At 61.5% G+C, this 20,752-nt stretch carries 17 protein-coding genes; 12 read left to right on the top strand and 5 right to left on the bottom strand.

The features are described from left to right. Nucleotides 1-58: 58 nt before the first annotated feature. The 4 genes from rsmA to J3P90_RS23570 are packed head-to-tail and all read right to left on the bottom strand — an operon-like array spanning nt 59 to nt 5,955. A complete protein-coding gene (gene rsmA, locus J3P90_RS23585) occupies nt 59-877 on the bottom strand; it encodes a 16S rRNA (adenine(1518)-N(6)/adenine(1519)-N(6))-dimethyltransferase RsmA (protein WP_434675466.1) in 819 nt (272 codons plus the stop codon). Further along, nucleotides 874-1,863 carry a 4-hydroxythreonine-4-phosphate dehydrogenase PdxA gene (gene pdxA / locus J3P90_RS23580; RefSeq protein WP_434609208.1) on the bottom strand — a complete coding sequence of 330 codons (990 nt, stop codon included), beginning with the start codon at nt 1,861-1,863 and terminating at the stop codon, nt 874-876. The genes rsmA and pdxA overlap by 4 nt, the downstream gene beginning before the upstream one ends. Continuing rightward, nucleotides 1,860-3,176, bottom strand: coding sequence for a peptidylprolyl isomerase SurA (surA, locus tag J3P90_RS23575; protein ID WP_420764872.1), 1,317 nt, complete (start codon nt 3,174-3,176; stop codon nt 1,860-1,862). The genes pdxA and surA overlap by 4 nt, the downstream gene beginning before the upstream one ends. After that, nucleotides 3,157-5,955 carry an LPS-assembly protein LptD gene (locus tag J3P90_RS23570; protein ID WP_434675465.1) on the bottom strand — a complete coding sequence of 933 codons (2,799 nt, stop codon included), beginning with the start codon at nt 5,953-5,955 and terminating at the stop codon, nt 3,157-3,159. The genes surA and J3P90_RS23570 overlap by 20 nt, the downstream gene beginning before the upstream one ends. Before the next feature lie 130 nt (nt 5,956-6,085). Here J3P90_RS23570 and J3P90_RS23565 point away from each other — a divergent pair, with 130 nt between their 5' ends. The 3 genes from J3P90_RS23565 to J3P90_RS23555 are packed head-to-tail and all read left to right on the top strand — an operon-like array spanning nt 6,086 to nt 8,548. After that, nucleotides 6,086-7,111 (top strand): aminoglycoside phosphotransferase family protein, encoded by a 1,026-nt coding sequence (locus J3P90_RS23565; protein WP_434675464.1) that lies wholly within the window; start codon nt 6,086-6,088, stop codon nt 7,109-7,111. Then, nucleotides 7,108-7,779 carry an N-acetylmuramate alpha-1-phosphate uridylyltransferase MurU gene (gene murU, locus J3P90_RS23560; protein ID WP_434675463.1) on the top strand — a complete coding sequence of 224 codons (672 nt, stop codon included), beginning with the start codon at nt 7,108-7,110 and terminating at the stop codon, nt 7,777-7,779. The genes J3P90_RS23565 and murU overlap by 4 nt, the downstream gene beginning before the upstream one ends. 1 nt (nt 7,780) lies before the next feature. Continuing rightward, nucleotides 7,781-8,548 carry a TerB family tellurite resistance protein gene (locus J3P90_RS23555; RefSeq protein ID WP_420764868.1) on the top strand — a complete coding sequence of 256 codons (768 nt, stop codon included), beginning with the start codon at nt 7,781-7,783 and terminating at the stop codon, nt 8,546-8,548. 172 nt (nt 8,549-8,720) lie between these two features. On the opposite strand, the gene J3P90_RS23550 is transcribed toward J3P90_RS23555, so the two are convergent. After that, nucleotides 8,721-9,716, bottom strand: a complete 996-nt coding sequence (locus J3P90_RS23550; protein ID WP_434675462.1) for an alpha/beta hydrolase family protein — start codon at nt 9,714-9,716, stop codon at nt 8,721-8,723. Between the two features lie 74 nt (nt 9,717-9,790). On the opposite strand from J3P90_RS23550, the gene J3P90_RS23545 reads away from it, so the two are divergent. From J3P90_RS23545 to J3P90_RS23505, 9 genes are all read left to right on the top strand, one after another. After that, nucleotides 9,791-12,187 (top strand): PAS domain-containing sensor histidine kinase, encoded by a 2,397-nt coding sequence (locus J3P90_RS23545; RefSeq protein WP_434609218.1) that lies wholly within the window; start codon nt 9,791-9,793, stop codon nt 12,185-12,187. Nucleotides 12,188-12,292: 105 nt separating this feature from the next. Beyond that, on the top strand, nt 12,293-12,922 hold the full coding sequence (locus J3P90_RS23540) for a response regulator (RefSeq protein WP_047702279.1): 630 nt from the start codon (nt 12,293-12,295) through the stop codon (nt 12,920-12,922). Nucleotides 12,923-13,267: 345 nt separating this feature from the next. Next, entirely contained in the window at nt 13,268-14,392 is a 1,125-nt protein-coding gene (locus J3P90_RS23535; RefSeq protein WP_420764864.1) for an ABC transporter ATP-binding protein, read from the top strand. 50 nt (nt 14,393-14,442) lie between these two features. Next, nucleotides 14,443-15,486 (top strand): ABC transporter substrate-binding protein, encoded by a 1,044-nt coding sequence (locus J3P90_RS23530; RefSeq protein ID WP_042730717.1) that lies wholly within the window; start codon nt 14,443-14,445, stop codon nt 15,484-15,486. Between the two features lie 225 nt (nt 15,487-15,711). Then, the gene (locus J3P90_RS23525) at nt 15,712-16,959 is read left to right on the top strand and encodes an ABC transporter permease (RefSeq protein WP_420764863.1); all 1,248 of its coding nucleotides are present in this window, start codon (nt 15,712-15,714) and stop codon (nt 16,957-16,959) included. Nucleotides 16,960-16,971: 12 nt separating this feature from the next. Continuing rightward, complete coding sequence (locus J3P90_RS23520) at nt 16,972-17,796, top strand: ABC transporter permease (protein WP_420764862.1); 825 nt, start codon at nt 16,972-16,974, stop codon at nt 17,794-17,796. Nucleotides 17,797-17,998: 202 nt separating this feature from the next. Further along, entirely contained in the window at nt 17,999-19,147 is a 1,149-nt protein-coding gene (locus tag J3P90_RS23515; protein WP_434562012.1) for an iron-containing alcohol dehydrogenase, read from the top strand. A gap of 78 nt (nt 19,148-19,225) precedes the next feature. After that, the gene (gene rpe / locus J3P90_RS23510; RefSeq protein ID WP_420764860.1) at nt 19,226-19,900 is read left to right on the top strand and encodes a ribulose-phosphate 3-epimerase; all 675 of its coding nucleotides are present in this window, start codon (nt 19,226-19,228) and stop codon (nt 19,898-19,900) included. Then, a complete protein-coding gene (locus J3P90_RS23505) occupies nt 19,897-20,715 on the top strand; it encodes a phosphoglycolate phosphatase (RefSeq protein WP_434675461.1) in 819 nt (272 codons plus the stop codon). The genes rpe and J3P90_RS23505 overlap by 4 nt, the downstream gene beginning before the upstream one ends. Nucleotides 20,716-20,752: the final 37 nt, after the last annotated feature.

Here is a 20,752-nt window from a genome sequence, read left to right as displayed (position 1 = left end):
AGGCCAAGTGTCGGGTAGTAAACCAGACCGGCGTACTTCCCGATAACGGCCTCGCATGTCAAATGGCGTTGTCTTTTGGCGCGACCTGTTCACTGAGCTTGTCGGCCAGGCGCACGAAGGCCGCCAGGTCCAGTTGCTCGGGGCGCAAGCTGCCGTCAACACCCGCGGCTTCGATTTCAGCGCTGCTGAGCAGCAGTTTCAACGTGTTGCGCAGGGTTTTGCGACGCTGGTTGAAAGCTTCGCGCACTACGCGTTCCAGCAGGCGGTGATCCTTGGCCGAGTGCGGAAGGACCGCATGAGGTACGAGGCGGACGATCGCGGAATCGACTTTAGGGGGCGGGTTGAATGCTCCCGGGCCCACGTTGAACAAATGGTCGACCCGGCAATGGTACTGGACCATGATCGATAGTCGGCCCCAATCACCACCGCCAGGACCGGCGGCGAGGCGCTCGACCACTTCTTTCTGCAGCATGAAATGCATGTCGCGGATCAGTGCGGCATTGCTCAGCAGATGGAAAATCAGCGGCGTGGAAATGTTATAGGGCAGGTTGCCAACCACCCGAAGGCTGCCCGGCGCGGCGTCCAGGCTGTTGAAGTCAAACTTCAGTGCGTCGCCCTGGTGCAGGTTGAAATTGCTCTTGCCGGCAAATTGCTGGTTGAGAATCGGCACCAGATCCTTGTCCAGTTCCACCACGTCCAGTTGCGCGCCGCTACCGAGCAGGCCTTGGGTCAGTGCACCCTGGCCTGGACCGATCTCCAGCAGGCGATCATCGGGCTTGGCATTGATGGAACGCAGGATGCGGTCGATCACGCCAGCGTCATGCAAAAAATTCTGGCCGAAGCGCTTGCGCGCGCGGTGTTGGTATTGCTCGGTCATAAGTGGGTCTCGGCCATCTGGTAAGCGGTTTCCAAGGCGACTTGCAGGCTGCCGGTGTCGATCCTGCCGCTGCCGGCCAGGTCCAGGGCGGTGCCGTGGTCCACGGAGGTGCGGATGATCGGCAAGCCCAGCGTCACATTGACCGCCGCGCCGAAGCCTTTGTACTTCAGCACGGGCAAGCCCTGGTCGTGGTACATCGCCAGCACCGCATCGCAGTGCTCCAGATATTTGGGGGTAAACAGAGTGTCGGCAGGCAGCGGGCCACGCAGGTCCATGCCCTCGCTACGCAGGCGTTCCAATGTAGGTTCGATGATGTCGATTTCTTCACGGCCCAGGTGTCCGCCTTCGCCGGCATGGGGATTGAGCCCACACACCAGGATTCGTGGCCGGACGATGCCGAATTTTTCCTGAAGGTCGGCGTGCAGTATGCGCGTGACCCGTTCCAGGCGTTGCGGTGTGATCGCGTCGGCGATATCTCGCAAGGGCAGATGAGTGGTGACCAAGGCTACGCGAAGGCCGCGCGTGGCGAGCATCATCACGACTTGCGAGGTTCGGGTCAGGTCTGCCAGGAATTCCGTGTGTCCGGAAAACTGAATACCGGATTCATTGATGACACCCTTGTGTACCGGGGCGGTGATCATCCCGGCGAAAGCCCCATCCAGGCAGCCTTGGCCGGCGCGGGTCAGGGTTTCCAGAACAAACGCCGCGTTTGCCGTATCCAATTGACCGGTGACGACCGGTGCGCCTAGGGGCGTATCCCAGACATACAGGCTGCCCGCAGGTGCCGGGGCATCGGGCCAGGCGTCTGGCGTAACCAACCGCAGATCGACGGCCAACCCCAGTTGCGCGGCCCGCTCGAGGAGCAGGTCGCGGCTGGTGATGGCAATCAGGGGGTGAGGCTGGGCTTGCGAGGCGAGCAGCAGGCACAGGTCGGGACCAATGCCGGCAGGCTCGCCGGGGGTCAGCGCGAAACGCTTGGGTTTCACTGCGCGGCCTGGTCTGCACCAGGGAGTTTGATCTCGACGTAGGCTTCGTCGCGAATCTGGCGAAGCCAGGTTTGCAACTCTTCGTCGTATTTGCGGTTACGCAATACCGTCATCGCCTGTTGCTCGCGCGCCTGGGTGGTACTGTCCGTGGCGCGACGGCCAAGGACTTCCAGGACGTGCCAGCCGTAAGGGCTCTTGAACGGCTTGGACAGTTGGCCCTGGGGTGTTTCGGCCATGACCTGGCGGAACTCGGGGACCAGCGCATTCGGGTCGACCCAGTTCAGGTCGCCACCGTTAAGGGCGGAACCCGGGTCTTCCGAGAAGCTTTTGGCCAGCTCGGCGAAGTCTTCGCCGGCGGTGATCCGCTCGTAGAGCTTCTCGGCCAGGCGCTTGGTCTCGGCTTCGCTACGGATCTCGCTCGGCTTGATCAGGATATGGCGGACATGTACTTCGTCGCGCACCTGTGTGCCGCCGCCGCGTTTTTCCAGCAGCTTGAGGATGATGAAACCACCTGGAGTGCGGGCCGGCTGGGTGATGTCGCCCACGGCCATGGCGCTGAGCTCGCGATCAAACGGAGGCGGCAATTGAGCGGCTTTACGCCAGCCCATGTCACCACCTTCCAGGGCGTTCTCACTGCCCGAACGCGCCACGGCCATCTGGCCGAAGTCAGCACCTTGCTTGAGCTGCTGGTAAACATCCATCGCCTGGCGATAGGCACTCTGAATCGCTTCGGAGTTGGCGCTCTCGGGGGTTGGGATCAGGATGTTCGCCAAGTGCAGTTCTTCAGACAGCTGCATCTTTCCCAGGTCGGAAGCGAGGAAGTTCTTCACTTCCTGCTCGGACACCTGGATGCGCTCGGCCACGCGTCGCTGACGTACGCGGCTGATGACCATCTCACGGCGGATCTGGTCGCGGGCGTCATCAAAGGACAGGCCGTCGCGAGCCAGGGCGGCGCGGAACTGATCGATGGACATGTTGTTGCGCTGGGCAATGGTGCCGACGGCCTGGTTCAGTTCCTCATCGGTGATGCGGATACCGGAACGTTCGCCAATCTGCAGCTGCAGGTTTTCGACGATCAGGCGCTCGAGCACCTGCTGGTCCAGCACGCCCGGTGGTGGCAAGCCGCCGCCACGCTTGGCGATGGTTTGCTGCACTTCATGGACACGCTGGTCCAGTTGGCTCTGCATGACCACGTCGTTGTCGACGATGGCCACGACCTTGTCGATGGACTGTACCGCAGCGTTCGCTGCGGTACCCAGGAACAGCGCGCCCAGCATCAGCGGGCGCAGACAATCAGAAAGCTTGGTCTTCACGTTCACGATAACCTTGAATGCCTTTGTCGAGGAAACTCTCTACTTTGGCGCCGGTAAGGCCGCCGAGTCCCTTCAGAACAATTTGGAGGAAGACGCCGTGGTCGCCTTTTTCGTTTTGCGGGGCGGCTTGACTGAATTCTTCATAGTCGACCCAGTAACGGTTGATCAGGCGCAGTTTCCAGCAGCAGCTGTCGTATTCGAAACCACCGAAGGCTTCCAGGGTACGGTTGCGGTTGTAGTCATATTGCCAGCGGCTGATGGCGTTCCACTGCGGCACGATCGGCCAGATGATCGAGAAATCGTGCTGCTTGATCTTGTAGTAGTCCTTCACGTAGTTCGGATCGCCCGGACGGCCATAGTCGCCACCGCCCACTTGCCATTGGCCGGTGGATTCGTCATAGCGGACCTGGTCGTTGCGATAGCGATAACCGGCGTTGATGACCTTGTTCGGGTTGTCTTCAGGCTGGTAGTGGAACATCGCGCTGCCCGAACGGGGGCTGCGGGTGTCCGGGTCCCAGTTGTAGGTCGCCGTGGTGCGCCAATCGCGGTTCCAGCGATATTCGTATTCCAAGGCATACGGGGAAACGTCGGACTTGGCGTCTTCACGTGTCTTGAAGTCGATGCCTGGCAGTTGGACTTCACGATCCTTGAAGTACAGAGCCTGGCCGACGCTGACGCGCTGACGCTCGAACCCGTTTTCTTCGATCCAGCGACTGGTCACGCCAAGGGACAATTTGTTTTCGTCGCCAACACGGTCGGAGCCGGTGAAACGGTTATCCCGGAACAGCGAGGAGTAGCTGAAGGTCGATTCGCTGGTGTCGAACACGGGGATATCGCTCTGGTCCTTCTCCGGTACATAGAGATAGAACAGGCGAGGCTCCAGGGTCTGGCGATAGTTGGTGCCGAACCATTGGGTGTCGCGGTCGAAATACAGGCCGCTGTCGATGCTGGCGATTGGAACGCCACGGCTCTGGCTGCTGCTGTAGGTGCCGCGCAGGCGATCGGCCTCGGCGTTCTGCGCAGCGACCTGAGATCTGCCCCTGCTATCCAGGTCCAGGTCATATTGAGTGTACTGGTACTTGAGCGACGGCTTGATGTAGCCATAGCTTGCGGTCATCGGCAGGCTCATGACGGGTGCCAGGTTCAGCCGGTCGCCGTTAGCCCTGGCCAAGCCGCGGATGTTGTTATCCAGGAACGGCTCGGTGTTGCCGTCTTCATCGGTGTAGTCACCGGTGCGCAAATCACGATCAAACCGCACCAGTTCGGTCTTGTACGCGAAATCCAGTCCATACGGATGTTCGGGCAGCGAGCCATTGAAGGTGATCTGAGGCAGGCGGTTATATGGCGTGATCTTCGAAATCGTCGCCATCTGGTAAGCCTGGGCATTGAGCCGAGCGGTGTAGTTGTCGCCGCGATAGCTGACAGCGCCTTGCTGGTTCACGTAGTCCCGCGACTCGACGCCGATCTGATCGGTCTGCAGATCCTGGAAATAATACGGATCGCTGATCTTGGTGTAGTCGACTTCTGTCAGCACGCGCGAGTCGAGGCCGCCCTTGTGCTGCCAGTTGTACATGTAGCGGGTCTTGTCGTAGTCGCTCTGCCCGCTGCGCTCATCGTCTTCGTCGTTGAGGTACGCGGCGCCGAACTGGCCTTCGCTGGACTTGGTCAGGTAACGGAACTCGCCTTCCATCAGCAGGCCGCGCTTGCTCATGTAGCGTGGGTACAACGTGGCGTCGTAGTTCGGCGCCAGGTTGAAGTAGTACGGGGTGACCAGCAGGAAGCCGGTATCACTGCCGCTGCCGATGGTCGGCGGCAGGAAGCCGGACTGACGACGGTCGTCGATCGGGAAATAGATATAAGGCGTGTACAGGACCGGGAAGTCCTTGACCCGCAGCGTGACGTTGGTCGCGGTGCCGAAGCCCGTGGCCGGGTTCAAGGTGATGTTGTTGCCCTTGAGTGTCCACGCGTTGCTGCCCGGTTCGCACGTGGTGTACGTACCGTCCTTGAGGCGGATGATCGCGTTTTCGGCGCGGCGGGCGTACAGCGCGTTACCGCGGATGCGCGACTTGTGCATCACGTATTCGGCGTTGTCGACCTTGGCTTCACCGGTGTCCAGCTGCACATCGGCGTGGTCGCCGACAATCAGCGCGCCGTTGTCGCGGACCCGCACGTTGCCGTTCAGCTCGCCACGGTTCTCGGCCTGGTACAGGCTGGCCTCGTCGGCTTCGACCTGCATGCTGCCCTGGCGCATGACCACGTCGCCGGCCAGGGTCGCCACCTGTTGCTCCTGCTCGTAGCGCGAAGCCTTGGCGCCCAGGAAGGTCGGCGCGTCGCTCTTGGCGGTCTTGTCGTTCATGCCCGGACGCGTCGGCTCGATGTACGCGCCAGCGCAGTAAGGACCGGTTTCAGCCAGTTGAGCGGGCGTGAGGTTCTCGCGCGGAACCCAGTCCAAGTGACTGTAGTCTTCACTGCGCGTCTTCAAGCCGCGGCCCTTGGCTTCGGTGACGAGCATCGGCTTGTCGCCGGCCACCTCGCCCGAATCGCTGTCGGCCGGTGCGCTGCCGCTGTCGGCAACCGCGCTGCCTTCATGCACGGGGCGTGGCGGCAATGCAGCGGCCGGCGTCTTGGGTGAACAGTCCCAGGCACCCGAAGCGGAGACGGAACAGTCGTACTGTTGCGCCGCAACGACGAATGAAGAGGCCAGGGGTTGCAGGGCCAGCAGACTGCCGGTAACCAGCAACGGAAATTTTTTACGAAACGCGGGGGATTTCAATGCCATCTTATTAGTCCGGGCTTCCTGCGTGCCATCTGCCCGCGGTGTGGGCCGCACGCCTCTCGATGGTCTGAAAAAGATGCTGGATAATAAAGCATGACCCGCTTGACGGCTAGCGCCGTCGGAGACCCTTGCAATGCCTGACCAAGATGTACGCTTGCAACACCTGAAAGTTTGGCTCGATGAGCAGTTACCGATCCTTTTCAATCAACAGGGGTGGGGGGGCGTACCCCCGGCCACGTTGACCGCGGCCAGCAGCGACGCGAGTTTCCGGCGATATTTCCGCTGGGAAGGCGCGGGCCGCAGCCTGATCGTGATGGATGCACCGCCGCCCCAGGAAAACTGCAAACCCTTCGTGGATATCGCGTTTTTGCTGGCGAAATCCGGCATCAACGTGCCAAAAATTTATGCCGAAGACCTCGATCGCGGTTTTCTTTTGCTCAATGATCTGGGTAACCAGACCTACCTGGATGTAATCAACGGCGAAAATGCCGACGATTTATTCCGCGATGCCTTGCAGGCATTGTTGGCTTTTCAGCAATTGCCTATGGTGGCTCCGCTGCCCAGTTATGACGTTGCTTTGCTGCGTCGCGAGTTGGAGCTGTTCCCGGAGTGGTACGTCAAGCGCGAGTTGGGTATCGAACTCGATGCGACACAGCAGCAACTTTGGCAGCAGGCTTGCGAACTGTTGATCAACAGCGCCCTGGCCCAGCCGAAAGTGCTGGTGCACCGCGACTACATGCCGCGCAATCTCATGCTCAGCGATCCCAATCCAGGTGTGCTCGATTTCCAGGACGCGGTCTACGGGCCGGTGACCTACGATGTGACCTGCCTTTTCAAGGATGCTTTCCTCAGTTGGCCCGAGGCGCGAGTGCGCGGTTGGCTGGAGGATTATTGGCAGCAGGCCGGTGCCCTTGGCATTGCTGTGCAGCCGGACTTCGAAGATTTCCTGCGGGCCAGCGACTTGATGGGCGTGCAGCGCCATCTCAAGGTGATCGGCATCTTCGCGCGCATTTGCCACCGCGACGGCAAGCCGCGCTACCTGAAGGACGTACCGCGCTTCTTCGGCTATATAGAAGCGGTCATCGACCGCCGTCCTGAGCTGGCGCCGCTGGATGAGTTGCTCCGCAGCCTGCGCCAATCGGCCGGGGCAAATGCATGAAGGCGATGATCCTCGCGGCGGGCAAGGGGGAGCGCATGCGCCCGCTGACGCTTACCACGCCCAAGCCTTTGATCCGTGTCGCCGAAATTCCCTTGATCGAATATCACCTGCGGGCGCTGGTCGCCGCCGGGTTTGGCGAAATCGTCATCAATCACGCCTGGCTCGGGCAGCAGATCGAAGACCACCTGGGGGACGGCTCACGGTTCGGCGTGCGCATCGTCTATTCCCCGGAAGGCGAGCCGCTGGAAACCGGCGGGGGGATTTTCCGGGCGCTGCCGTTGCTGGGCGATGAAGCGTTTCTCGTGGTCAATGGCGACATATGGACTGATTTCGATTTCAGCACCTTGCCTCGTTCGCTCGACGCGTCGGCTCATCTGGTGCTGGTGGACAATCCTGAACATCACCCAGATGGCGATTTCGTCCTCACCGACGGAAAGGTTCATGAAGGCGCGTCCACGGCCGACAAACTGACCTACAGCGGTATCGCCGTCCTGCATCCGCGATTATTCGACGGTTGCGCGGCTGGCGCGTTCAAGCTCGCACCGTTGCTGCGCAAGGCCATGGACCATGGGCAGGTCAGCGGCGAGCGGCTGCAAGGTCATTGGGTAGATGTCGGAACCCTTGAACGTTTGGCGCAGGTTGAAAAATTGATAGAAGCGAGCCGTTGATATGTGGTGGCCAGGGACTCTGATCGGAGCGGGAGCAGGCTTTGCCATAGCCAGCATCCCGGGGGCCATGCTTGGCGCATTGCTGGGACAGGCGCTGGACAGGCGCCTGAACGTCCACAGCTGGGCGCAAGTGCGTGAACGGCTGGGCGGGCGCCCGGCGTTGCGCAACGATGAATTATTGTTCGTGTTGCTCGGACGCCTGGCGAAAAGCGATGGGCGGGTTGTGGACGGTCACATTCAGCAGGCTCGCCTGGAAATGCGCGCCCTCGACCTGAGCGAACCGGCGCAGCGTCGTGCCATTGCGGCATTCAACCGAGGCAAGTCCGAGCATGATCGCTTGCGCGGTTATCTGCGTCGCCTCGCCACTCAGCCCCACGCGGCCGAAGGCGTGCTACGCGCCTGCTGGAGGATGGTCTGGGCTGACGGTCGCGCTGGCGCCAGCGAGCGCGAGTTGCTTGTCCAGTGGGGCAAATGGCTGGGTTGGACGCCGCAGCAGGTCCAGGCGTTGGCGATGGATTACGAACCGCAGAAACTGTCGCAACCCTCAAGCGGCGTGACTTATCAGGAGGCATTGCGATTGCTGGGTGTTTCGGCCACCAGCGAGCCGTCGCAAATAAAGCGGGCTTATCGCCGCTTGCTCAGCCGGCATCACCCGGACAAGATCGCCGGCAGCGGCGCCACGCCTTTACAGGTGCGTGAAGCGACCGACAGGACCCGAGAGCTGCACAATGCCTATCGTTTGATTCGCGAGCGGAGGGATTTCCGCTAATACGGGGTGCCTGTGGCGAGGGAGCTCGCTCCCGCTGGTTCACGAAGCGGCGCCTCAACCTGGCGCCGAATTTCTTACGGAGTCTCAGTTGGCTGACGACTGCTGCGCAGCCGAGCGGGAGCAAGCTCCCTTGCCACAGATAGCTAGCGTGTCGCTTACCGCTGGGAAGGTCTCACTCCCCAGGGTTTTGCGGATTCAACCAACCCCGGACCCGACGGAACAATTGCTCTTGCTCCGCCGAACGGTTCGGCACGGCTTTGAGGGCAACCTGGCTGAAGGTCGATCCTTTCAGGCGTTTGCTCGCTTGCAAGCGCTCCAGTGCCGCGTTGCGGTCCAGTGGCTTGTCCATATAGAAGATATCGGCGGTCGCCAGCTTCAGGGTGGGTGTCAGCTCTGCCAGGCCAGGCTTGGCGGTTACCGGAGTCTGGGCCGCGACCATCACGAAGCGTTCGATCTGCGAGGGTTGCTTTTCGCTAAGGTAGCGCGCTGCCCAATAGGCGCCCGTGCCATGGCCTAGCAGCACAATGCTGCGGGCGCTCTGCTGTTCGGCGTAGGCCAGCGCCGCATCGATGCGGGCGAAAATGCGCTCGGCATCGGCGTTGGCGTGTTCTTCACCGGTTTCGGCGATGGCGGCATCCGCTGCCTCGGCTTCGCCCCCCGTCACTTGCTCGATCGGTGCGGCGGTGGTGGCGTCCGGTGCCGCGGCCGCGACGTCGGCGGGTTTGGTCTCGGGTGGCGTTTCCACGGTGCGCGGAGCGATGACGTCGCCTTGCAGGTCCGGCAGGGTGATACTCAGGCTGCTCCATTGGGCATCAGGCAGTTTCTTGCGCAGGGGGCCGACTGCTTGAGGCCAGTCAGCGGTTTCACCGGCGCCAGGGATGATGATGACGGCGCCCTTGGGCTCGCTGGTATTGGCTGGCTTCCACAGCGCGAGGAAGGCGTCGCTACCGGTTTGTAGCTGTTGCTGTTCTTGAGCGGGGACCTTTCTTACGAGCGCCGCCGCCTCTTCCTGGCTACGCTCGAGCAAGGGTTGGCGTTCGACCGGCTTTTCTCCAGCGGATTGTTCCACTGCGGCGGGTGCCGTTTCGCCAGCCTGCACAGAAAATGCACTCGGCAGGATCAGCGACAGGCACAATGCGGGCAACGCCAGGCGATAAACAGAGGGCATCGGATATTCCATGACCAGAAGTATTTCCGGCAGCCTAATGGGTTGGTCAGTATTTGTCAGTGCATGAGACTTCGATGATGCGTTATTGCTGCCTGTGGGTTATCGGCTGTTTATGGCTTCCCTTGATGGCTTGGGCTGCGCCTGCGCCGCAGGTTCATGGCGTGCAACTGAGTGCGGAACAGCGTCAATGGCTGACGCAACATCAACAGCTGCGGGTCGGCGTGGTATTGCAGGCCCCCTATGCACAATACGATCGGCGTTTACAGCGGTTGTCCGGTACCCATGTCGAGTTGATGCAATGGCTGGGTAAGACGCTGAACGTCGAGTTGACCTGGCGCAATTTCCAAGACGTCGCGCAGCTGGAAGCAGCGGTACGTGACGGCGAAATCGATGTCGCGCCCGGCCTCACCCAAACCCCGGTCGGGCTCAGGCTCTGGCAGTTTTCCGACCCTTACATGCGAGTGCCGCAATTGATCGTCGGCGCGCAGAAAAGCGCCGAGGGCGTGGAGCTGGAGAAGCTCGACGGCCAGGTCCGCGTTGCGGTGCGCATGCCCAGCGCCACGGCGGATTATCTGCGCAGCAATTACCCAGCGTTGAACCTGCAAGGGGTGCCGATGGAGCGCGAGGCGCTGCAATTGTTGCTGACCCAGCAGGCGCGGTTCGCGGTGGTCGATGAGGCGCAGCTGGGACGGTTGATGGTCGAGCCCGAGTTCTCGGAACTGGCGGTGGTGGGCGATATTGGGTCGCCACAGTTGCTACGGGTCGCCACGCGCCGGGACTGGCCCCAGTTGGCCGAAATTATCGACAAGGGGCTGCAAGCCATCCCGGCCAAGGAACTTGAGCAACTGCACAGTCGTTGGCTCAAGCCGAAATACCCGCGCCTGACCGAAACTCCGGGTTTCTGGCAGAACCTGACCTTGCTGTTGCTGGCATTGCTGCTCGCCAGCGTGGCCACCGTGTCTTGGCAACGCCGCCAGCAACGTGGACTGGAGCGCCGGTTGCGTGCCGCGCGAGAGGACATCGCCCAACGCACCGCCAGCGAAGCAGCCTTGCGGCTGACGCAGTTTTCCATCGATCAGAGTACGGTCGGCATCCTCTGGGTCAACTGGGACAGTCATGTGCGCTACGCCAACCGCGCCGCCGAAACCATGCTGGGCTACGGCCCGGGCGGAATCATTGACCGCCCGCTGATCGATTTCGAGCCGGGCTTGCACATGGACCGTTGGTTGAATTTGTGGAAGCGCGCCCGAGCCAGTGAAGACGGGCCGCAGAGTTTCGAGACCGAATGTGTGCGCGCCGATGGCAGCATCCTGCCGGCCGACGTTTCCCTGAGCTTCCTGCGTTTTCGCGATGCCGAATACCTGGTCGTCTACCTAAACGACGTGACGGAGCGTCGACGCGCATTGGCGGCTTTGCGTGAAAGCGAGGCGCGCCTGCAAGGCATCGCGGCGAACGTGCCGGGGTTGGTTTTTCGCCTGGAGCGGGCTCCGGTGACTGGACAAATCGACTTTGCCTACATCAGCGAAGGCAGCGAAAGCCTGGTGGGCTACTCCCCGGCGACTTTGGCCCGCAGTGATACCGGTCTGCGCAGCCTGGTCCATCCGGACGACAAGGCCGATTACCACCGCACCCAGGACCAGGCGCTGGACAGCGACAGCGACTGGTCATGGCAAGGCCGCATCCTGACGCGCGAAGGGCAGCAACGCTGGGCCGAGATCAAGGCAATCACACGTCGTCTCGAGGATGGCGCCTACGTCTGGGACGGTATCGTCTGGGACATCACTGAAAGCAAGCGCATCGAACTGGAGCTGGCCAGCTCGCGTGAACAGTTGCGTGAGTTGTCGGCCCACCTGGAAAGCGTAAGAGAGGAAGAAAAAGCACGTATTGCCCGGGAGGTCCACGACGAGCTGGGCCAGATGTTGACGGTGCTGAAGCTGGAGACTTCCATGTGCGAATTGGCCTACGCGCAGCTGGATCCTGGCCTGCAGGAGCGGCTCAACAGCATGAAGCGCTTGATCGCCCAGCTGTTTCAACTGGTGCGAGACGTGGCCACAGCGTTGCGCCCACCTATCCTGGATGCCGGTATCGCTTCGGCCATTGAATGGCAGGCACGGCGCTTCGAGGCGCGTACCCACATCCCGTGCCTGGTGCAGGTGCCTGACAACTTGCCACCGTTGAGCGACGCGAAGGCCATCGGTCTGTTCCGGATTCTCCAGGAAGCGCTGACCAATGTGATGCGCCACGCCCAGGCGCATACTGTGGAACTGACGCTGACCCAGGAAGGCGGCCATCTATGCCTGACGGTCAGCGATGACGGTGTAGGATTCATTGCCGACGCCAGTAGGCCAACGTCCTTTGGCTTGGTTGGCATGCGTGAGCGTGTGTTGATCATGGGCGGACAGTTGACTCTGGATAGCGAGCCGGGGGAGGGGACGACCTTGTCGGTGCGCGTGCCGTTGGGTGAGGCATGACGGGAGTGGTTATCCGGGGTGACCGCATCGCGAGCAAGCTCGCTCCCACATGGATTAATGTTACGCGAGCTTGCTCGCGATGAGATTCTGAATCTGGAGAACAATGTGATCCGTGTACTGGTAGCCGAAGACCACACCATCGTCCGCGAAGGGATCAAGCAGTTGATCGGCCTGGCCAAGGATCTGGTGGTGGCGGGGGAGGCGAGCAATGGCGAACAACTGCTCGAGACCCTGCGACACGTGCCCTGCGAAGTCGTGCTGCTGGATATTTCCATGCCGGGCGTCAACGGCCTGGAGGCGATCCCACGGATCCGGGCGTTGAACAACCCGCCGGCCATCCTGGTGTTGTCCATGCATGACGAAGCGCAAATGGCGGCTCGCGCCCTTAAGGTCGGCGCCGCCGGCTACGCCACCAAGGACAGCGACCCGGCATTGCTGCTCATGGCGATTCGAAAAGTCGCTGCCGGCGGACGCTACATCGACCCGGACCTGGCCGACCGCATGGTCTTCGAAGTGGGCCTGACCGACACCCGACCGCTGCATTCCCTATTGTCGGAGCGCGAGTTCTCAGTCTTCGAACGCCTCGCCCAAGGCGCCAATGTCAACGACATTGCCCAGCAACTGGCCCTGAGCAGCAAGACCATCAGTACCCACAAGGCGCGGCTGATGCAGAAACTCAACATCACCTCGCTGGCGGAACTGGTGAAATACGCGATGGAGCACAAGTTGCTCTGAATCCCACCATCGTCCCCTTGTGGGAGCGAGCTTGCTCGCGATAGCGTCGGACCATACAGCGCATAGGTAGCTGACAGACCGCCATCGCGAGCAAGCTCGCCCCCACAGGGTTTGTGTTGGCATATCCATTTGCGACACGCCCCAGCACAGCGTTTGCCCCGGTTTGCAGCTCGCTGCTTGAAACTTGCCATTGCACTTATCCAATCCCGCCACCCGTGTAGGGAAATCCCTACCCCGACTCTTCCATCCGGCTGAGGCGATTCTCTCCTGCGGCCCGATTTGCGCGGGTCCCGGGCTCCACTAGGCTTGGACTCACAAGCAGTCATCAATACAAAAGGTGCGGGTATGAGCCAGGTCGATTCAAGCGCGGGGGCCAGTGATGTGCTGGTCAGCTTTCGTGGTGTGCAAAAGAGCTACGACGGCGAGAACCTGATCGTCAAAGACCTCAACCTGGACATTCGCAAAGGCGAATTCCTGACCCTCCTCGGACCTTCCGGCTCCGGCAAGACCACCAGCCTGATGATGCTCGCCGGTTTCGAGACTCCGACCGCCGGTGAAATCCTGCTGGCTGGCCGTTCCATCAACAACGTGCCGCCTCATAAGCGCGACATCGGCATGGTGTTCCAGAACTACGCGTTGTTTCCCCACATGACCGTCGCCGAGAACCTGGCCTTCCCGTTGACCGTTCGCGGCTTGAACAAGAGCGACGTCGGTGATCGGGTCAAGCGAGTCTTGAGCATGGTCCAGCTGGAAACCTTCGCCCAGCGTTATCCGGCGCAATTGTCCGGTGGCCAGCAGCAGCGCGTGGCCCTGGCCCGGGCGCTGGTGTTCGAGCCGCAACTTGTCTTGATGGACGAACCCCTTGGTGCATTGGACAAACAGCTGCGCGAACACATGCAGATGGAAATCAAGCACCTGCACCAGCGCCTCGGCGTCACCGTGGTCTACGTGACGCACGACCAGGGCGAAGCCCTCACCATGTCCGACCGTGTGGCCGTGTTCCACCAGGGCGAGATCCAGCAGATCGCCCCGCCGCGCACACTGTACGAAGAACCGAAAAACACCTTCGTCGCCAACTTCATCGGCGAAAACAACCGCCTCAACGGCCGCCTGCACAGCCAGACCGGCGATCGCTGCCTGGTGGAGTTGGGGCGCGGTGAGAAAGTCGAGGCCCTGGCCGTCAATGTCGGCCAGCCTGGCGAGCCGGTCACGCTCTCGATCCGGCCGGAGCGGGTGAGCCTCAACGGCTCCAGCGAACAATGCGTCAACCGCTTTTCAGGGAGGGTGGCGGAATTCATCTATCTGGGCGACCACGTCCGGGTTCGCCTGGAGGTCTGCGGCAAGAACGACTTCTTCGTGAAACAGCCCATTGCCGAGCTCGATCCCGCGCTCGCCGTCGGGGACGTGGTTCCGCTTGGCTGGCAAGTCGAGCATGTGCGCGCGCTCGATCCCCTTTTAGAGGCGAACTGATCGCCCCCCTGCTGTACCAACACCAACCCTGCACGTGGAGAGAACAATAAATGTTGAGATCCTTGAAGTTCACAGCCCTGACATTGGGCATGATGGGTGCGGCAAGCGCGATGGCGGCGGGCCCGGACCTGACCGTGGTGTCTTTCGGCGGGGCGAACAAGGCGGCTCAGGTCAAAGCCTTTTACGCACCGTGGGAAGCTGCCGGCAATGGCAAGATCGTGGCGGGCGAGTACAACGGCGAAATGGCCAAGGTCAAGGCCATGGTCGATACCAAGAGCGTCTCGTGGGACCTGGTGGAAGTCGAGTCGCCGGAATTGTCCCGTGGCTGCGACGAGGACATGTTCGAGCAGCTCGATCCGGCCTTGTTCGGCAAGACCGAAGACTACGTCAAGGGCGCCATCCAGCCTTGCGGCGTGGGCTTTTTCGTCTGGTCGACCGTGCTGGCCTACAACGCCGATAAGCTGAAAACCGCACCGACCAGCTGGGCTGATTTCTGGGACACCAAGCAGTTCCCGGGCAAGCGTGGCCTGCGCAAGGGCGCGAAGTACACCTTGGAATTTGCCTTGATGGCCGACGGCGTGGCGCCCAAAGACGTCTACAAAGTGCTGGCTGGTAAAGATGGCCAGGACCGCGCCTTCAAGAAGCTGGACGAACTCAAACCGAACATCCAATGGTGGGAAGCTGGCGCCCAACCGCCGCAATACCTCGCTTCCGGTGACGTTGTCATGAGCTCGGCCTACAACGGCCGTATCGCCGCGGTGCAGAAAGAAAGCAACCTGAAAGTGGTGTGGAACGGCGGCATCTACGACTTCGACGCCTGGGCTATTCCTCGTGGCCTGGACAAGACGCGCGCAGAAGCGGCGAAGAAATTCATCGCCTTCTCTGTGGCGCCACAGCAGCAGAAGACCTACTCGGAAAACATCGCCTACGGCCCGGCCAACACCCAGGCTGTTCCGTTGCTGGCCAAGGATGTCCTGAAGGACATGCCGACCACTCCGGAGAACATTGCCAACCAAGTGCAGATCGACGTGAGCTTCTGGGCTGACAACGGCGAGCAACTGGAACAGCGCTTCAACTCCTGGGCGGCGAAGTAACCCACGTCTTCCTGGGAGGCGCGGCTTTTTGTGGCGAGGGAGCTTGCTCCCGCTTGAGTGCGCAGCACTCACGAGATAGGCATTGCCGACATTTTTGGGGCCGCTTCGCGGCCCAGCGGGAGCAAGCTCCCTCGCCACGATCACGAGTACGTCCAGGTTGTGGTTTCAAAAGAACAGAGGCGGCCCGCCGCCCCTGTAACGATAAAAAGATTTGCGGAGTTCGCCATGGCCATCGCCGTTCCACTGAACGCGGGCACCAGCCCCACCCTAAAGCAGCGGCTCAAGCGCGCCGAGCGGGTCAACCGCTGGAAGGCCCAGGCCTTGATCGCGCCGTTGGTGCTGTTTCTGTTGCTGGTGTTCCTGGTGCCCATCGTCGCGCTGTTGTTCAAAAGCGTCAGCAACCCGGAAGTGGTCAACGCAATGCCGCGCACCGTGGCTGCGGTCGCCGCCTGGGATGGACGTGGATTGCCAGGCGAGCCTGTTTACAAGGCAGCCAGCGAGGACCTGGCCGAAGCCCGGAAAAATCAGACTTTGGGCGACCTGTCCAAACGATTGAACATGGAACTGGCCGGCTATCGCAGCCTCCTGACCAAGACTGCCAGGGCGCTGCCGTTCGCTGCCGAACCGGCTTCCTATAAAGAAGCGCTCGAAGGCCTCGACGAACGTTGGGGTGACCCGGCCTATTGGCAGGTGATCCGCCGCAACACCAGCGACGTCACGCCGTACTACCTGCTCGCGGCGGTCGACCATCGCATTGACGATCTCGGTGAACTCGCGCCGGCCACTCCCGACCAGGCGATCTACCTGGACATTTTTACCCGCACCTTCTGGATGGGCCTGGTCATTACCGCCATTTGCCTGGTGCTCGCCTATCCGTTGGCTTATCTACTGGCGAACCTACCGTCGCGCCAGAGCAATCTGTTGATGATTCTGGTGCTGCTGCCGTTCTGGACCTCGATCCTGGTGCGTGTGGCGGCGTGGATCGTGCTGCTGCAATCGGGAGGCTTGATCAACAGCGCCTTGATGGCCATGGGCATCATCGATAAACCTTTGGAACTGGTGTTCAACCGCGTCGGTGTGTACATCTCCATGGTCCACATCCTGCTGCCGTTCATGATCCTGCCGATCTACAGCGTGATGAAGGGTATCTCGCCCACCTACATGCGCGCGGCGATTTCCCTGGGTTGCCACCCGTTCGCCAGTTTCTGGCGGGTGTACTTCCCGCAGACCTACGCAGGTGTCGGTGCCGGTTGCCTGTTGGTTTTCATTCTCGCCATCGGCTACTACATCACCCCAGCGCTGCTGGGCAGCCCGAACGACCAGATGGTCAGCTACTTCGTCGCGTTCTACACCAACACCAGCATCAACTGGGGCATGGCCACGGCGCTCGGCGGCCTGCTGTTGCTGGCGACCATCGTGCTTTATCTGATTTACAGCTGGCTGGTGGGCGCCAGTCGCCTGCGCCTGAGCTAAGGGGAGATCGAAATGCTGAGTCCTTACATGTCCCCCGTCGAACGGGTGTGGTTCTACAGCTTGCGCATACTCTGCGGGCTGATCCTGTTGTTCCTGATCCTGCCGGTGCTGGTGATCATTCCGTTGTCGTTCAACTCCGGCAGCTTCCTGGTTTACCCGTTGCAGGGCTTTTCGCTGCAGTGGTACCACGACTTCTTCGCTTCGGCGGAATGGATGCGGGCCTTGAAGAACAGCATCATCGTCGCTCCGGCGGCGACGCTGTTGGCGATGGTGTTTGGCACATTGGCCGCTATCGGACTGACCCGTGGCGACTTCCCGGGCAAGGCGCTGGTGATGGCCCTGGTGATTTCGCCCATGGTGGTGCCGGTGGTGATCATCGGCGTGGCCAGCTACCTGTTCTTCGCGCCGTTGGGAATGGGTAACAGCTTCTTTTCACTGATCGTCGTCCACGCTGTGCTGGGCGTACCGTTTGTCATCATCACCGTTTCGGCGACCTTGCAGGGCTTCAACCACAACCTGGTCCGGGCTGCCGCCAGCCTCGGAGCGTCGCCATTGACGGCGTTTCGCCGGGTGACCTTGCCGTTGATCGCCCCGGGCGTCATTTCCGGCGCGCTGTTCGCCTTCGCGACGTCGTTCGATGAAGTGGTGGTGACTCTGTTCCTGGCGGGGCCGGAGCAGGCGACGTTGCCTCGGCAGATGTTCAGCGGCATCCGTGAAAACCTCAGCCCCACCATCGCGGCGGCAGCAACGCTGCTGATCGCCTTCTCGGTGATCCTGTTGCTGACCCTGGAGTGGTTGCGTGGGCGCAGCGAGAAGCTGCGTACTACCCAGGTCTGAGAATTGCGGTAAAGCAGTGTGGGAGCGAGCCTGCTCGCGAATGCGGTGGCATATTCAACGTTTATGTCGGCTGACACTCCGCTTCGCGAGCAGGCTCGCTCCCACATTGGATTCGTTGGGGCATTCACACGCTGAATAGCAGACAACCCGCCATACCGAGCTATCCTTGTGCCAGCCCACTCTCGAGCAAGAGGCCGCGCACATGAGTCTTTCCTCGTTCAAGATCGCCCACAAACTGATCACCGGTGCCGCTGCCATCGAGCAACTGGCGGCGGAACTGACGCGGTTGGATGTCGACAACCCGCTGATCGTGACCGATGCGGCGCTGGTGAAGTCCGGCACCGTGGAGTTGGCGCTGCAGCATCTTGGCGGTCGCGACTACGAGATTTTCGACCGGGTCATGCCGGACCCGGAAATCGCCATCGTCGAAGACTGCATGCAAGCCTACCGCGACGGTGGCCATGACGGCCTGATCGGCCTGGGTGGCGGCAGTGCCATCGATATCGCCAAGTGCGTGGGCGTCTATGCCGGTTATCACGGCGAACTGCAAGACATGTTCGGCGTCGATCAGGTGCCGCGCAAAGGCCCACCGATGATCGCCATCCCCACCACGGCCGGTACCGGGTCGGAAGTCACGAACGTGGCGATCCTCTCCGACAAGGCTGCACAGCTGAAGAAAGGCATCGTCAGCGATTACCTGTTGCCGGACGTGGCGCTGGTCAGCCCGCAAATGACCCTCACCTGCCCGCGGGGGGTGACCGCCGCCAGCGGTGTCGATGCGCTGGTGCACGCGATCGAGTCCTACCTGTCGCTCAATGCTTCACCGATCACCGATGCCCTGGCCATCGGCGCAATCAAACTGATCACCCGCGCACTGCCCAAGGCCTACGCCAACCCTTCGCACCTGCAAGCCCGCGAAGACATGGCCACCGCAAGCCTGATGGCGGGCATGGCGTTCGGCAATGCCGGGGTGGGGGCCGTGCACGCGCTGGCTTATCCGCTGGGTGGGCGGTTCCATGTATCCCACGGTGTGGCCAACGCGTTGCTGCTGCCTTATGTCATGGCGTGGAACAAAATGGCCTGTGTCGAACGCATGCGAGACATCGCCGACGCCATGGGCATCAAGACTGCCCATCTGAGCGACCTCGAAGCCGCGGACGAGGCGGTGCAAGCCATGGTTGCGTTGTGTGCCGCCGTTGAAATCCCCTCAGGGCTCAGCGGCCTGGGCGTGACCGAGGATGTGATCCCGTCCATGGCAGCGGAGGCTGCGGGGATAGAGCGGCTGATGCGCAACAACCCGCGGCAACTGAGCGCCGCCGATATCGAGAAGATCTACCGCGCGGCGTATTGATCGTCTGCCACGGTGGGCGCGCCAAATCTTGAGGTATACAATGCGCGCCATCGTGATTTCGCTCAAAACAGGTGCGTCATGCAGCCCTTCGCTATTGCTCCGTCGATTCTCTCCGCCGACTTCGCCCGCTTGGGCGAAGAAGTGGACAACGTTCTGGCCGCCGGGGCCGACATCGTGCACTTCGATGTCATGGACAACCATTACGTACCCAACCTGACCATCGGCCCGATGGTCTGCGCGGCGCTGCGCAAGTACGGCATCACCGCGCCGATCGACGCGCACCTGATGGTCAGCCCGGTGGATCGCATCGTCGGTGATTTCATCGAGGCAGGCGCGACCTATATCACCTTCCACCCGGAAGCCTCGTTGCATGTCGACCGCTCCTTGCAGTTGATCCGCGAAGGTGGCTGCAAGGCTGGCCTGGTGTTCAACCCGGCAACGCCCTTGGATGTACTCAAATACGTGATGGACAAGGTCGACATGGTCTTGCTGATGAGCGTCAACCCCGGCTTCGGCGGGCAGAAGTTCATCCCGGGCACCCTCGACAAGCTGCGCGAAGCCCGGGCGCTGATCGATGCCTCGGGGCGCGACATCCGGCTGGAGATCGACGGTGGCGTGAACGTGAACAACATCCGCGAAATCGCCGCGGCCGGCGCCGACACCTTTGTCGCCGGTTCGGCGATCTTCAATGCGCCCGACTACAAAGAGGTCATTGAGAAAATGCGCGCCGAATTGGCCCTGGCGCGCCCATGAGCGGTTTCGAGCAGCTGTTTCCCGGCAGCCTGCCGCGCCTGGTGATGTTCGACCTCGATGGTACGCTGGTTGATTCGGTCCCGGACCTCGCGGCAGCCGTGGACAGCATGCTGCTCAAACTTGGACGTCCCCCCGCTGGTATCGACGCGGTTCGCCAATGGGTTGGCAACGGCGCGCCCATGCTGGTGCGCCGGGCCCTGGCCAACCACATCGATGCCCAGGGCGTCGATGAAGCCGAGGCCGAGCGGGCGATGGAGCTTTTCAACGAAGCCTACGAAGGCAACCACGAACTGACCGTGGTCTATCCCGGAGTGCGTTCCACGCTCAAATGGCTGCACAAGCAAGGCGTGGAAATGGCGTTGATCACCAACAAGCCGGAACGCTTCGTCGCGCCGCTGCTGGACCAGATGAAAATCGGCCGATATTTTCGCTGGATCATCGGCGGCGACACCCTGCCGCAGAAAAAGCCAGACCCGGCCGCGCTGTTCTTCGTGATGAAAATGGCCAATGTCCCGGCTTCTCAATCGCTGTTCGTCGGCGACTCGCGCAGTGATGTGCTGGCGGCAAAGGCGGCCGGAGTCAAATGCGTGGCGCTGAGTTATGGCTACAACCACGGCCGGCCGATCGCCGAAGAGTTTCCGACACTGGTGGTCGATGATTTGCGCCTGTTAATTCCCGGTTGCCTGGACCCGGCCGCTGAGATAACGTTGCCCGACGCTGTTCAATCCTCTTCTGGAAACGCCATCGTGGTGGTCACTCGCAAACTCTGGATGAAAGTCATGAAGGCCTTGGCCCGCTGGCGTTGGCGCGCCTGACTTGTTCCTGGCCGGTTATCCGGCGCGTTTGCATACC

Source organism: Pseudomonas sp. D3-10, from assembly GCF_051132175.1.
Classification (GTDB): domain Bacteria; phylum Pseudomonadota; class Gammaproteobacteria; order Pseudomonadales; family Pseudomonadaceae; genus Aquipseudomonas.
The sequence above is the reverse complement of the archived record's forward strand: the minus strand, read 5'-3'. Positions and strand labels throughout refer to the sequence as shown.